Annotated in this window: 15 protein-coding genes and 2 tRNA genes; 15 read left to right on the top strand and 2 right to left on the bottom strand. The window is 71.2% G+C overall.

The features are described from left to right. Positions 1 to 41: 41 nt before the first annotated feature. Positions 42 to 1,190 carry a lactaldehyde reductase gene (gene fucO, locus EV386_RS08800; RefSeq protein WP_130414186.1) on the top strand — a complete coding sequence of 383 codons (1,149 nt, stop codon included), beginning with the start codon at positions 42 to 44 and terminating at the stop codon, positions 1,188 to 1,190. Between the two features lie 60 nt (positions 1,191 to 1,250). On the opposite strand, the gene EV386_RS08795 is transcribed toward fucO, so the two are convergent. After that, positions 1,251 to 1,324: transfer RNA gene (locus EV386_RS08795), tRNA-Gly, on the bottom strand. Positions 1,325 to 1,424: 100 nt separating this feature from the next. On the opposite strand from EV386_RS08795, the gene EV386_RS08790 reads away from it, so the two are divergent. Both EV386_RS08790 and EV386_RS18995 read left to right on the top strand, forming a co-directional pair. Next, positions 1,425 to 1,501: transfer RNA gene (locus EV386_RS08790), tRNA-Pro, on the top strand. 143 nt (positions 1,502 to 1,644) lie between these two features. Then, positions 1,645 to 1,890, top strand: coding sequence for an OmpA family protein (locus tag EV386_RS18995; RefSeq protein WP_423218965.1), 246 nt, complete (start codon positions 1,645 to 1,647; stop codon positions 1,888 to 1,890). Positions 1,891 to 2,048: 158 nt separating this feature from the next. Here EV386_RS18995 and EV386_RS08780 read toward each other — a convergent pair whose 3' ends face one another. Beyond that, positions 2,049 to 2,816: an IclR family transcriptional regulator gene (locus EV386_RS08780; protein WP_130414184.1), complete on the bottom strand. Its 768-nt coding sequence runs from the start codon at positions 2,814 to 2,816 to the stop codon at positions 2,049 to 2,051. A gap of 194 nt (positions 2,817 to 3,010) precedes the next feature. Between EV386_RS08780 and EV386_RS08775 the strand changes: the two genes are divergently transcribed. The 12 genes from EV386_RS08775 to tig all read left to right on the top strand — a co-directional run bounded on the left by EV386_RS08775 (position 3,011) and on the right by tig (position 13,460). Next, positions 3,011 to 3,796 carry a 2-keto-4-pentenoate hydratase gene (locus tag EV386_RS08775; protein ID WP_130414182.1) on the top strand — a complete coding sequence of 262 codons (786 nt, stop codon included), beginning with the start codon at positions 3,011 to 3,013 and terminating at the stop codon, positions 3,794 to 3,796. An 86-nt stretch (positions 3,797 to 3,882) separates the two neighbouring features. After that, the gene (locus tag EV386_RS08770) at positions 3,883 to 4,845 is read left to right on the top strand and encodes an acetaldehyde dehydrogenase (acetylating) (RefSeq protein WP_130414180.1); all 963 of its coding nucleotides are present in this window, start codon (positions 3,883 to 3,885) and stop codon (positions 4,843 to 4,845) included. A gap of 3 nt (positions 4,846 to 4,848) precedes the next feature. Continuing rightward, positions 4,849 to 5,931 (top strand): 4-hydroxy-2-oxovalerate aldolase, encoded by a 1,083-nt coding sequence (gene dmpG / locus EV386_RS08765; protein WP_130414178.1) that lies wholly within the window; start codon positions 4,849 to 4,851, stop codon positions 5,929 to 5,931. Then, on the top strand, positions 5,928 to 6,713 hold the full coding sequence (locus tag EV386_RS08760; protein WP_130414176.1) for a 2-keto-4-pentenoate hydratase: 786 nt from the start codon (positions 5,928 to 5,930) through the stop codon (positions 6,711 to 6,713). The genes dmpG and EV386_RS08760 overlap by 4 nt, the downstream gene beginning before the upstream one ends. Then, a complete protein-coding gene (locus EV386_RS08755; protein ID WP_130414174.1) occupies positions 6,713 to 6,913 on the top strand; it encodes a tautomerase family protein in 201 nt (66 codons plus the stop codon). Before EV386_RS08760 ends, EV386_RS08755 begins: the two co-directional genes overlap by 1 nt. Beyond that, positions 6,906 to 8,351 (top strand): aldehyde dehydrogenase, encoded by a 1,446-nt coding sequence (locus EV386_RS08750; protein WP_130414172.1) that lies wholly within the window; start codon positions 6,906 to 6,908, stop codon positions 8,349 to 8,351. Before EV386_RS08755 ends, EV386_RS08750 begins: the two co-directional genes overlap by 8 nt. A gap of 1 nt (position 8,352) precedes the next feature. Then, positions 8,353 to 8,874: a 2Fe-2S iron-sulfur cluster-binding protein gene (locus EV386_RS08745; RefSeq protein WP_130414170.1), complete on the top strand. Its 522-nt coding sequence runs from the start codon at positions 8,353 to 8,355 to the stop codon at positions 8,872 to 8,874. A gap of 3 nt (positions 8,875 to 8,877) precedes the next feature. Next, the gene (locus tag EV386_RS08740; protein WP_130414168.1) at positions 8,878 to 9,801 is read left to right on the top strand and encodes a catechol 2,3-dioxygenase; all 924 of its coding nucleotides are present in this window, start codon (positions 8,878 to 8,880) and stop codon (positions 9,799 to 9,801) included. Between the two features lie 122 nt (positions 9,802 to 9,923). After that, the gene (locus EV386_RS08735; RefSeq protein WP_130414166.1) at positions 9,924 to 10,349 is read left to right on the top strand and encodes a GlcG/HbpS family heme-binding protein; all 426 of its coding nucleotides are present in this window, start codon (positions 9,924 to 9,926) and stop codon (positions 10,347 to 10,349) included. A 26-nt stretch (positions 10,350 to 10,375) separates the two neighbouring features. Next, on the top strand, positions 10,376 to 10,786 hold the full coding sequence (locus EV386_RS08730) for a dUTP diphosphatase (protein ID WP_130414164.1): 411 nt from the start codon (positions 10,376 to 10,378) through the stop codon (positions 10,784 to 10,786). A gap of 406 nt (positions 10,787 to 11,192) precedes the next feature. Next, positions 11,193 to 11,912 (top strand): DUF1345 domain-containing protein, encoded by a 720-nt coding sequence (locus EV386_RS08720; protein WP_130414160.1) that lies wholly within the window; start codon positions 11,193 to 11,195, stop codon positions 11,910 to 11,912. Between the two features lie 198 nt (positions 11,913 to 12,110). Next, positions 12,111 to 13,460: a trigger factor gene (gene tig, locus EV386_RS08715; protein WP_130414158.1), complete on the top strand. Its 1,350-nt coding sequence runs from the start codon at positions 12,111 to 12,113 to the stop codon at positions 13,458 to 13,460. Positions 13,461 to 13,628 lie beyond the last annotated feature (168 nt).

Below are 13,628 nucleotides of genomic sequence, written 5' to 3'. Positions count from 1 at the left end.
GCCCGCCCGGCGGCGCGCCACGCTCACAGACAGGACCTTCCGTGGCACATCGCATGATCTGGAACCAGACGGCGTACTTCGGGCCGGGGGCGATCGCGCAGATCCCGAGCGAGCTGCGCGCCCGCGGCTTCACCAAGGCCCTGGTCGTCTCCGACCAGGTGCTCGTCGACTCGGGCGTGACCGCCCGCGTGACCGACCTGCTCGACGACGCCGGACTCGGCTACGAGGTCTTCAGCGACGTCGCCCCGAACCCACCGATCGCCAACGTCCAGGCCGGCGTCGCGGCATTCGCGGCCGCGAAGGCCGACGTGCTCATCGCCGTCGGCGGAGGCTCCCCGCAGGACACCTGCAAGGCCATCGGCATCATCACCGCCAACCCGGAGTTCTCCGACGTCCGCTCGCTCGAGGGCGTCTCGGCGACCACCTACCCGTCCGTTCCGATCGTCGCGGTGCCCACCACCGCGGGCACCGCGTCCGAGACGACCATCAACTACGTCATCACCGACACCGAGCGGCAGCGCAAGTTCGTGTGCGTCGACCCGCACGACATCCCGGTGCTCGCCGTCGTCGACCCCGAGATGATGGCGACCGCGCCGCGCGCGTTGAAGGTCGCCACGGGCCTGGACGCCCTGACGCACGCCATCGAGGGGTACGTCACCGCAGGCGCGTGGGAGCTGTCGGACCTGTTCCACCTCAAGGCCATCCAGGTGATCGCCGCCTCGCTGCCCGCGGCGGCCGACGGCGACGCCGACGCGATGGAGCGCATGGCGATGGGCCAGTACGTGGCCGGCATGGGCTACTCGAACGTCGGCCTCGGCCTAGTGCACGCCATGGCCCACCCACTTGGCGCGCTCTTCGCCGCGCCGCACGGCGTCGCCAACGGCATCCTGCTCGCCCCCGTCATGGCGTTCAACGCCGCGGCCACAGGCGAGAAGTACCGCGACATCGCCGCCGCGTTCGGCGTCGACACCACGGGCATGCAGATCGAGGCAGCCCGCAAGGCCGCCGTCGACGCGGTCGCCGCGCTGACCCGGCAGCTCGGCAACCCGACCCGGATCCGCGAGATCGGCGCGAGCGAGGCGGACCTGCCCGCGCTCGCGCAGGCGGCGTTCGACGACGTGTGCGCAGGTGGCAACCCGCGCTCGGCGTCCGTGGCGGAGATCGAGGCGCTATACCGATCGCTGCTCTGATCGGGCCCCAGACCGCCGGTGGCCGGGCCTCGCAGGGGGAGGCCCGGCCACCGGTGTGAGTGGAGCGGACGACGGGAATCGAACCCGCGTAATCAGTTTGGAAGACTGAGGCTCTACCATTGAGCTACGTCCGCAGTGCGCATCGGCGCGGGCGTAACCCTAGCAAACGCCAGTGCGCTCGACGTGCGCGCGGCACCCCCTAGACTGGGGCGGCGGCCGCGGGCGAGCGGCCCACGGGGTGTGGCGCAGCTTGGTAGCGCATCTGCTTTGGGAGCAGAGGGTCGCTGGTTCGAATCCAGTCACCCCGACCACGCGATGTCGCAGGACATCGGAATGGCCCGGACCTACGGATTGTGGGTTCGGGCCATTTGCCATCTCTGCCGAGCCCTTGGCGGGCGTCCCGAAATGCCAGCCCTCTCTGTCGGTCCAGCCCTTGTGTTGTGTCGCCACTCTTGTGTTGTCTCGCGGCGAGGTGGCGTCTGGCCTGGGCGGCAGACTGGGCGGCGCTTGCCTCCTGATCGAGGGCCACACCGACGACGTCGGCGCCGAGGAGCACAACCTGGACCTGGCCCGACGCCGGGCCGAGGCGTCGGCGCGACGGTTCGTGGACAACGGTGTGGACCGCTCCCCAGCACCACGATCGGGTACGCGTTCGCCTACTCCCGCGCCGACAACAGCACCGATGAGGGCAAAGCCCTGAACCGCAGAGTGGTGATCACCCTGGTCGGCTGAGCGGTCCGGCGCCGCGCTTGTGTTGACGAGGCCTCCCGCAGGGTTGTGCTCGACGGCGTGCCGGTCGTGACCAGAGGCAGCACCAGTCGTGGCGACGCGCGCGGACTCCACCCCGTCCCCGCCCGCTCAGCTCTGGGCCGGCACCTGCCCCCCGAACATCCGCGACACCCCCGCCGCCGTCGACCGCACGGCCGAGGCGACGTGCTCAAGCCGCAGAGTCCCCGTGTGCCCCGCGACCGAGACGGCGCCGAGCACCTCGCCCCCGCAGCCGAAGATCGCTGAGGCGCAGCAACTGGTGCCCATGGCCTGCTCCTGGACGTCGTAGGCGGTGTTGGTTTCCGCGATGCGGCGCAGTTGGGCACGCAGGGTGGCGAGGTCCGTGATCGAGTGCGGGGTCAGCCGGGGCAGTCTGGCGGCGACAGCGGCCTGGACCGCCTGCGGTGGTGAGAACGCCAGAATGGCTTTGCCGACGCCCGTGACGGTGGCGGGCATCCGGCCGCCGACCCGCGACAGGAGCCGGGGGCCCGGGGCCGTGCGGATGATGTCGAGGTAGACGACCTCGGCGCCGTCGAGGACGGCCAGGTGCACTGTCTGACGGGTCGCATCGCGCAGGTCGGTGAGGAACGGCGCCGCGACGTCGCGCAGCCCGCGCTGGCGCGGGGCGCGCAGGCCCAGCTCGAACAGGCGCATGCCCAAGCAGTAGCCGCCGCGCGGGGCTCGCTCCAGCAGTCCCTCGGCGACGAGATCCCCGATGATCCGGTGCGCGCTGGACCGGGGCAGGCGCGCCCGCCGCGCGAGCTCAGCGGCCGAGAGCGCGCTGTCGCGAAACGTGAAAGCCGACAGCACGGCGACCGCGCGGGCGACGACGGAGGTCTCTCGGGTGTCTGCGAGCACGTCATCTCCTGCCACGTCCCGTCCAGCGGGACAGCGATCTTGATGTTGCACAGGTCCGGATCCAAGACTCGGCTCCACTCGGCGAGACCCATCTCGTCGTGACGCGAAATGGCTCGCAGGTGTCGGAGGGAACTCGCCCACCCGACCGACGCGGCCCGCCACCCACGTTTCCTCCCCGACGCAGTGGAGAACAGATGCCCGCCAGCACGGACCTTTGCCGTTCGATCGCCGATCGGCTGCTCGCCGCTTACGAGAGCCGGCGGCCGATCGATCCGATCAGTGCGGACGCCGGCCTGAGCGTGACGGACGCCTACGCGATCCAACTCGCCCAGGTGGAGAGCTGGCGCGCGGCGGGGCGCGTCGTCGCCGGCTACAAGGTCGGGCTGACGTCCCGCGCCATGCAGCGCCAGCTCGGTGTCTCGCAGCCAGACTTCGGACACCTGATGGGCGACCAGGTTCACTCCGACAGCCAACCGCTCGACCACGTGCGCTACCTGCAGCCCAAGGTCGAGCCGGAGATCGCCTTCGTGCTCGGCGCGGACCTAGCCGGGCCCGGCGTCAACGTCGCGCAGGCGCTGCGAGCGGTCGACTTCGTCCTGCCCGCGCTGGAGGTCATCGACTCGCGCATCACGGACTGGCGCATCGGGTTCATCGACACCGTGGCCGACAACGCCTCGGGCGCCGGCGTCGTCCTCGGCTCGCGCCCGGTCCGGGTCGACGCGCTCGACCTCGCGCTGTCGGGCTGCGTGATGGAGCTCGACGGCGCCGTCGTGGCCACGGGCGCGGGCGGCGCCGTCCTGGGCTCCCCGGTCAACGCCCTGGTCTGGCTCGTCAACACCCTGGGCGAGCGCGGGGTGGCATTCCGGGCGGGCGACGTCGTCCTGCCCGGCTCCGTGACGGCCGCCGTCCCGGTTGCGGCCGGATCGGTCGCACGCGCCCGCTTCGGTGGGCTGGGCCAGGTCACCACCGTCTTCCGCTGAGCGTCGTCGGCTCGAGCGCGCGAGCCGCGCCCGCCACGACCACCCGCACCTATCCAGCACGTCACCGGCAAGGGAGAGAAGAACCTATGGGCACCCGAGCGATCGCCGCGATCGTCGGCCCGGGAAACATCGGGACCGATCTGCTGATCAAACTCCTCCGCCGCTCGGAGAGCATCGAGCCGCGATACATGATCGGCGTCGACCCGGCGTCCGACGGCCTGGCGCGCGCCCGGCGGCTCGGCGTCCAGGCGAGCCACGAGGGCGTCGACTGGCTGCTCGCCCAGGACGAGGCGCCTGACATCGTGTTCGAGGCCACCGGCGCGCGCGCCCACCTGGCCAACGCCCCCCGCTACGCGCAGCGGGGCATCATGGCGGTCGACCTGACCCCGGCGGCCGTCGGCCCGTACTGCGTGCCCGCAGTGAACCTGGACGCGCACCTCGACGCGGCCAACCTCAACATGGTCACCTGCGGGGGACAGGCCACGGTCCCCATCGTCGCCGCGGTGAGCCGCGTGACCCCGGTGGCCTACGGCGAGATCGTCGCCTCGCTCGCCTCGCTCTCGGCCGGACCCGGGACCCGCGCGAACATCGACGAGTTCACCGAGACGACGTCGGACGCGATCGTCAAGGTCGGCGGCGCCGCCCGGGGCAAGGCGATCATCGTGCTCAACCCCGCCGACCCGCCCATGAGGATGCGCAACACGGTGTTCTGCGCCATCTCGGCCGACGCCGCCGAGAGCGCCGCGACGCGTGACGCCATCGCCGAGTCGGTGCACCGCGCCGTCGACGCGGTGCGCGAGTACGCCCCCGGGTACGCGCTGCGCAGTGAGCCCCAGTTCGAGCCGCCGCAGGACGTGTGGGGCGGCGACGGCCGCGTCAGCGTCTTCGTCCAGGTCACCGGCCGCGGTGACTACCTGCCCGAGTACGCCGGCAACCTCGACATCATCACGTCGGCTGCCGCCCAGGTGGGCGAGCTGATCGCCCGACGACGGATCATCCCCGCCCGCGACGGCCACACCGTCGCGCCCGAGCCCACGGCAGGTGCGTGAACCATGACCGACAGCGCCCAGACCTCCCGACCGACCGGGACGAACCCGCAGGTGGGCACCCGCCGCGACCTGCGGATCACCGACACGACGCTGCGCGACGGGTCGCACGCCATGCGCCACCAGTTCACCGAGCAGCAGGTGCGCGACGTCGTGCGCGCGCTGGACGCGGCGAACGTCGAGGTCATCGAGGTGACCCACGGCGACGGCCTCGGCGGCTCCTCGTTCAACTACGGCTTCTCGGCGGTGCCTGACATCCGTCTCATCGAGGCCGCCGCGCAGGAGGCGACGCAGGCCAAGATCGCCGCGCTGCTGCTGCCCGGGCTCGGCACCGTGCGCGACCTCAAGGACGCCTACGCGGCGGGCGCCCGGGTCGCCCGCATCGCGACGCATTGCACCGAGGCCGACGTCTCGGTCCAGCACTTCGGGGCGGCGCGCGAGATCGGCATGGAGACCTGCGGGTTCCTCATGCTGTCCCACCGCGTTGAGCCCGACGCCCTCGCCCACCAGGCCCGCATCATGGTCGACGCCGGTTGCCAGTGTGTGCTGGTCGTCGACTCGGCCGGAGCGCTCATCCTGGAGCAGGTCTCCGACCGGGTGTCTGCGCTCCTGGACGAGATCGGCTCGCAGGCGCAGGTGGGCTATCACGGCCACCAGAACCTGTCGTTCGGCGTGGCCAACTCGGTGCTGGCCCACCGGGCCGGCGCCCGCCAGATCGACGGGTCGTTGTGCGGACTCGGCGCCGGCGCCGGCAACTCGCCGACCGAGGTCCTCGTCGCGGTCTTCGACCGCCTCGGTGTCGACACGCAGATCTCGGTCGACGACATCCTCGCGGCGGCGGCCGACGTCGTGCGGCCCATCATCACCCGGCTGCCGTGGATGGACCACGGGTCGATCATGCAGGGCTACGCGGGCGTCTACTCCTCGTTCCTGCTGCACGCCGAGCGCGCGGCCGAGCGGTACGGCGTGCCGGCGCCCACGCTGCTGCGGATCGCCGGCGAGCGAGGGTACGTCGGCGGTCAGGAGGACCTTCTGATCGACGCGGCCCTCGAGCTGTCCGGCCGGGGCACGGCGGAGGCGTCGGCATGAGCGCGTGGGATATCAGAACCGCCGCCTGCGAGCTGCTCACCTGTGAGCGCGAGCGCCGCGACCGTGAGCCGCTGAGCGACGAGTGGCCCGACCTCGACCTGGCGACCGCCTACGCCATCCAGGACGCGACCCTGCGCCAACGCGTGGCGGCGGGTCAGTGCCGGGTCGGCGTCAAGCTGGGCCTGACCTCGCGCGCGAAACAGCGGCGCATGGGCGTCGACGAGCCGATCGTCGCCTGGCTGACCGACGACATGGCGATGGCGGCCGGCGAGCCGGTCTCGGCCGAGCGGTTCATCCACCCGAGGGTCGAGCCGGAGATCGCCTTCGTCATGGGCGCCGACCTCGAGGGGCCGGGGGTCACCGCGGCGACCGCGATGGACGCGGTCGCCTGGGTCTACGCCGGCGCCGACGTCATCGACTCCCGGTACCGGGACTTCCGGTTCACATTGCCCGACGTCGTCGCGGACAACGCGTCGTCGGGCGCCTTCGTCACGGGCCCGACGGCGCTGCGGCCCGCGGGTCTGGACCTGACCACCGAGGCCGTGCTGGTCGAGGTCGACGGTGAGATCGTCGACACCGCCACGGGTGCGGCTGTGCTCGGGCACCCGGCCGAGGCGCTCGCACTGGCGGCCAACGCCCTGGCGCGGCGCGGGCAGTCGATCATGGCCGGGCAGGTCGTGCTGACCGGCGGGCTGACCGACGCCTACCCGGTCCCCCCGGGGGCGAACATCGCCTTCCACTTCACCCACCTCGGCAGCCTCACCGTGCGTGGAGGCGCCTGATGCCGATCATCGAGGTCACCTTGACCACCGGGCGGTCCGCCGCACAGCTGCGTGCGCTGCTGCACGAGCTCACCGTCGCCGCGACCCGCGCGTTGGGCTGCCCGGTCGAGTCGGTCCGGGTCATCGCGCGCGAGATCCCCCCCACACACCTGAGCGCAGGAGACGTCACGATCGAGGAGAGGAGCCGTCGTCATGACTGAGTTCTTCGGGCATGTCATCGATGGTCAGGAGGTCGAGTCCGCCGACGGGCGCCGGTTCGACACCGTCAACCCCTACACCCGCCAGGCGTGGGCTCAGGTCCCGCTCGGCGGCCGCCCGGAGGCGTCGGCCGCGATCGCCGCGGCACGTCGGGCCTTCGACGACGGACCGTGGCCGCGCCGGGGGCCGCAGGAGCGGCAGGCGGTGCTGCGCCGCTTCGCCGAGCTCATGGTCGAGCGCGCTGACGAGCTGGCCCGCGCGGACACCTTGGACATGGGCAAGCCGACCGCCCAGGCGCTCGCCGACGTCGAGCGGTCGGCGTGGAACATCCGGTTCTTCGCCGACCACCAGGCGCTGTCCTGCGGCGACCAGTACCCCATGGACGGCGGACACCACGCGTACTCGCTGTTCCAGCCAGCGGGCGTGGTGGTCGCGATCGCCCCGTGGAACTTCCCGCTCATGATGGCCACCTGGAAGATCGCCCCAGCGCTGGCCTGGGGCAACACCGTGGTCCTCAAACCCTCGGAGTTCACCCCGACGTCGGTGGTGGTCCTGGCACGGTTGGCGCTTGAGGCGGGCATCCCGCCCGGGGTGCTCAACGTCGTGCACGGGTTCGGCACGGACTCGGTGGGCGAGTTCCTCACCGACGACGACCGGGTGGACCGGATCACCTTCACGGGCGAGTCGCGCACCGGCAACGCCATCATGGGCGCCGCCGCCAAGCGCCTGATCCCGGTCAGCCTGGAGCTCGGCGGCAAGGGGGCGAACATCGTCTTCGACGACGCCGAGCTGGAGAACGCCACCGACTGGGCCGTGCAGGCGATCTTCCGCAACGCCGGCCAGGTCTGCCTCGCGGGATCGCGGCTGTTCCTCCAACGCGGTGTCGCTGAGAGGTTCCTCGAGAGGTTCACGGGCAAGGCCGAGGCGCTCGTCATGGGCGACCCACAGGCCGACGGCACTGAGTTCGGTCCGCTGTCGAGCGACGTCCACCACGCCAAGGTCAAGGGTTACGTCGAGACCGTGGAGCGGGATGGCGGACGGATCCTCACCGGCGGTATGGGGGAGGGGTGGTTCGTCAAGCCGACCATCGTGGTCGACCTGCCGCTCGACGCGCCGCAGTACCGCGAGGAGATCTTCGGGCCCGTGGTCGTCGTCAACGTCTTCGACACCGAGGACGAGGTCGTCCGCCTCGCCAATGACACGCCGTACGGGCTCAACGCCATGGTGTTCACCGAGAGCCTGTCTCGCGCACACCGCGTCGCGGGGCGCCTCAAGGCCGGGACGGTCTGGGTCAACTGCTTCTTCATCCGCGATCTGCGCGCCCCGTTCGGCGGCGTCGGGGCGTCGGGCGTGGGGCGCGAGGGCGGTAACTTCTCGCGGGAGTTCTTCACCGAGCCCAAGGCCGTGGTCATGCAGGTGAGCCGAGAGTCGGGAGCCTGAGGTGGAGGGCGAGTCCGCGCGCGCTCAGGCCGTGATCGACCCGGGCCAGCGCGGCGTCGCACTGAGCCCGTCGACGCCGACGCGGGCGCTCACCGTCCGCGGCATCGACGTCCCGATCCCGGCTCGCGACGACGAGACGCTGCTCGCGACCATCTATCGCGCCGGATATGCGGTGCGCGCTGGCTGTCACCGCGGCGGGTGCGGCATCTGCACCGTCGAGGTCGTCACGGGAGACGTGGAGTATCCGGTGGCTGTGTGCGAGCAGGCGCTGCCCGCGCAGCGGCGCGCCGAGGGCGTCGCGCTGGCCTGCCGGGCCGTCCCGGTCGGCGACGTCACGATCGCCGTCCCGCCGGAGAGCCGGTTGCGGTGCATCGCACCGCTGCTGACTCGGCTTGTCCTGGGGGACGAGGTGGAGGGCGGACGACGTCCTCCGCGCAAGGCGGCGGGCCTCGTCCCGTCGCGAGGCACGCAAGCGAACGACACGCAATCGAACGCAATCCCGCGTAGGCACTGGAAGGAGTGAGCTGTGGGCGTTCTGCGCATGGGCTACATCCATATCCGCGTGACGGATCTGGAGGCGGCGAAGAAGCACTACATCGGCACGATGGGTTTCACACCGACGCTTGAGATCGGCCGCACGGTCTACCTCAAGGGATGGGACGAGTGGGACCACCACTCGGTCGTCCTGGAGGAGGGTGGCGTCGGCGTCAAGAAGTTCGGGTTCAAGGTCGAGTCCCCCGATGACATCGATGTCATCGAGAACAAGGCGCGCGTCTTCGGCGTGAAGACGGAGCGGATGTCTCGCGGCGACAATCCCGAGGTCTCGGACGGCGTGCGTATGACCTTGCCGTCAACACACGTCGTGGAGGTCTACTACGACCAGACATATGTCGGGATCGAAGTCGGCGGCGTCAACCCGGACGCCTTCCCAAGGCATCTGGCGGGAGTCGGAGCCCCGCGCATCGACCATGCGCTGATGGTGGCGGAGGACGTCAACGTCAACGAGCGGTTCTTCATGGACGTGATGGACTTCTACCAGGTCGAGAGACTGGTTCCGGACCTCGACCACACCGAGTGCTCGCTGGCGTCGTGGCTGTCGGTCGGCAACCGCGGGCACGACATCGCCATTCTGGGCGGCCCACCCGGAACCGACGGCAAGATCCACCACTTCGCGTTCCAGCTCTATGGCTGGTCCGAAGTCCTCCGGGCGTCCGACATCATGTCGATGGACGAGGTCCACCTCGACGTCGGTCCGACCCGCCACGGGATCACTCGCGGTCAGACGACGTATTTCTTCGACCCGTCGGGCAACCGCAACGAGGTGTTCTCGGACGGCTATGTCGCCTATCGCGACCGGCCCACGACCCTGTGGACGGCGGACCGGCTGCCCAAGGGCATCTTCTATCACAAGAGACAGCTCAACGAGGAGTACACAACTGTTTTCACGTGATAGATTGCGTCAGTCCGTGGTGTCAATGGTGAGCCACACGGATTGACCTCCTCCGCGCCGTGTCGCCCATCGCGACACGGCGCGGAGTGCGTTCTCACCGGGTGGGGGAAGGAGCGAGTTCCATGGGAATTGTCTACGAACAGCGCAACCTGACAGTCGATGGCGCGATGACGGTCCTGGAGGGCGCCCGCCGCAAGGCGTCCGAGATGGGCGTCGCGGTATGCCTCGCGGTGACCGACCAGTCGGGGACCCTGCTGGCCTTCGCCCGCATGGACGGAGCGCCCCGGCTGTCGATCCAACTCGCCCAGGACAAGGCCTACACGGTCACCGCGTTCGGGCTGCCGACCAGTGCGTGGTACCCGATGCTCGAGAAGGTCCCGTCGCTGCTACACGGGATCGTGAAGGCGGACCGTCTGATGGTCTTCCCTGGCGGGGTTCCCGTGACCCTCGACGGCGTGCCCGTCGGCGCGGTCGGAGTCTCGGGCGGAACGGTCGAGGAGGACGACGAGATCGCCACGGCGGGGGCCGCTGCGCTGGTCGCCGCGTAAGGACGCGCGCGGTCTACGCTGCCGCAATGAGCAACGCGGACCTGGTCGCGCAGTTCCACCGAGCGATCGGTGAGGCGACGCCCGCGACCCCGCAGGCGCCGGGCGCCGATCGGCTCGCGCTGCGCGAGACGCTGGTGCGTGAGGAGGCCGCGGAGGTCTTCGAGCAGTTCGAGCGATTGCGGGCGCTCGCGGCCGACGGCGTGCCGGCGGGCATGGGTGACATCGCGGCCCTCGCGCACGAGTTGGCCGACCTGCTCTACGTCACTTACGGCGCGCTGCTCGCGCTGGGAGTCCAGCCCGACGCCGTCTTCGCCGAGGTGCACCGGGCCAACCTCGCCAAGGCGTCGGGACCGCGCCGCGCGGACGGCAAGCAACTCAAGCCTGACGGCTGGCGCCCCGCCGATGTCGAGGCCGTCCTGCGCGCCAGCCAGCCCTAGCCTCCCCGCCCGCTCACCGCCACCCGCCACCCGCTCCCCGCCACCCGCTCCCCGCCACCCGCTCCCCGCCACCCGCTCCCCGCCACCCGCTCCCCGCCACCCGCTCCGCGCCGCTCCTCCCCGCCACCCGCTCCCCACCGCTGATTCCGCCCGCCCGCCGCCCCGTGCCGCAGCGCAGCGCTGGCCTCCGCGGGCGGCCCCGCGAGTTCGAGTGGTTGCGCGGAGTTCGAGCGTTCGGTGCGAGTTCGAGCCCTCGGGCGCTCGAACTGCGCGCCAACCACTCGAACTTCGCTCCGAGTAGCCGAACTGCGGGTTGGGCGTCGCATGGGCGTCTAGCGGGGCTGTCACGGCGGGCGCATGCCACGTCAACTGCTCGAACGCCGCTGGGCGGGGCAGACTGACCGGCGTGGACGACTCTTCCGGTCCCGCCCGGCGCAGAGGGCTCGCGCGGCTCGCCGAGGCGCTTGACGTTGCGCCCGCGCTCCGGCTTGGGGTGGCTGCGGTGGTCGGCGCGGTCGCCGGCGTCGCGTTGCGCACGGACTCGCTGGTCACCGCCCTGCTGGGCGGCTGGGCCGTCGGCGGCCTGCTGTTCGTCGTGTGGACCCTGACGGTCGTGGTGCCGATGGGTCCCGACGCCACCGCGGAGCACGCGCTGCGCGAGGAGCCGGCGCGCGTCATCGAGCGCGGACTGGTGCTCATCGCCGCGATGGCCAGCCTCGCCGGGCTCGCCGTCGTGCTCGTGCAGGGCGGGCTGCGCGAGCATCCGCTCACGGCCGTCGCGGTGCTGGCCGCCGTCGTCGCGTCGTGGGCGAGCGTGCACACGATCTTCGCCCTGCGCTACGCCCGCCTCTACTACACGGCCCCGCGCGGCGGGATCGACTTCCACAACGCCGATGCGGACGCCGATACCGACGCCGACGCAGCAGACGGCGGGGGAGCCGCGCCGTCGTACTCCGACTTCACCTATGTCGCGTTCACGGTCGGCATGAGCTTCGCCGTCTCGGACACCGACCTGCGCACGACGGCGATGCGCCGCACCGCGCTGACGCAGGCGCTGCTGGCCTACCTGTACGGGACGGTCATCGTCGCCCTGCTGGTCAACCTGGTGGCGGGCCTCGCGGCCTGAGCGGGCCCGCGCCGCGACCCGCGGCTTGCGGCGCCTGTCGCGTTGGCGGGCGCCGACCGGGGACGTCGCGGCTGCCGACGCGAGGCGTCGCGCGCAGGACAGGTGCTCTACGATGTTGGGGTTGCCCGTACGCCTCACCCGTCCTCGACGGACCTGCCGCGCGCGTACGCACCCCGATCACAGTTGGAGACCATCGAAGTGAAGAGCGCCGTCGAGACCCTGGAGCCCACCAAGGTCAAGCTGACCGTCGAGGTGGACTACGACGAGCTCAAGCCGAGCATCGACCACGCCTACAAGCACATCGCGGAGCAGGTGAGCGTTCCCGGCTTCCGCAAGGGCAAGGTCCCCCCGCGCATCATCGACCAGCGTGTCGGTTGGGGCGCCGTCGTCGAGCACGCGGTCAACGAGTCGCTGGGCGGGTTCTACGGCCAGGCCGCCGCCGAGCAGAAGCTGCGCCCGCTCGGCCAGCCCTCCGTCGAGGTCACCGAGATCCCCGCCAAGGCCGGTGAGGGCCAGCTCGCCTTCACCGCCGAGGTCGAGGTCCGTCCCGAGATCGAGCTGCCCGCGATCGACGCGATCGAGATCGCCGTCGAGTCGACCGAGGTCACCGACGCCGACGTGACCGAGCGCCTGGACGCGCTGCGCGAGCGTTTCGGCACGCTGGTCGGCGTCGAGCGCCCCGCCGCGGACGGCGACTACGTCGTCATCGACCTCAAGGCCGTCATCGGCGACCAGGAGGTCGACTCGGTGTCGGGCATCTCCTACCAGATCGGCTCGGGCAACATGCTCGAGGGCCTCGACGAGGCGCTCACCGGCCTGTCGGCGGGCGAGACCACGACGTTCAAGGCCACGCTGGCCGGCGGCGAGCACGAGGGCGAGGAGGCCGACGTCACCGTCACCGCCACCTCGGTCAAGCAGCGCGACCTGCCTGAGGCGGACGACGACTTCGCCCAGCTCGCCTCCGAGTTCGACACGCTCGAGGAGCTGACCGCCGACCTGCGCGAGCAGGTCTCCTCGATCAAGAAGTCGAACCAGGCCGTCACCGCGCGCGACCAGCTGCTTGAGAAGCTGCTCGCCGCCGTGGAGATCCCCGTGCCCTCGGGCGCCGTCGAGGCCGAGGTGCACCGCCACCTCGAGTCCGAGGACCGCCTGGAGGACGACACGCACCGCGCCGAGGTCACGAAGGACGCCACCGACGCGCTCAAGAACCAGATCCTGCTCGACACGCTCGCCGAGAGCCTTGAGGTCAAGGTCGGCCAGGGCGAGCTCGTCGAGTACCTCGTGCAGTCCTCGCGCCAGTACGGCATGGAGCCGCAGCAGTTCATCCAGACGCTCGACCAGGGCGGGCAGATCCCGGCCATGGTCGGCGAGGTCGCGCGCTCCAAGGCGCTCGCGGTCGCGCTGCGCAAGATCGAGGTCAAGGACGGCGAGGGCAACGTCGTCGACCTGAGCGAGTTCATCGGCTCGGACGAGGCCGACACCGCCGCGCAGGCGCTGGAGAACGCCGTGGCCGAGGCCGCCGAGGCTGAGGAGCCCGCGCAGGCCTGAGCCCACCGGTGGTTGAGCCTGTCGAAACCACCTGAGCGCACGACGACGGCGCCGCACCCGACCTGGGGTGCGGCGCCGTCGTCGTACCCCGCCGCGCACGGCGCGAGGGGCGTCATGCCATGCGCCGTGAGCGAAACGGGACGCAGCGTGGACGAACGCGACAGTGGG

Origin of the sequence: Xylanimonas ulmi, assembly GCF_004216535.1 — a bacterium.
GTDB lineage: Bacteria > Actinomycetota > Actinomycetes > Actinomycetales > Cellulomonadaceae > Xylanimonas > Xylanimonas ulmi.
This window is presented reverse-complemented; position numbering and strand designations above follow the sequence as displayed.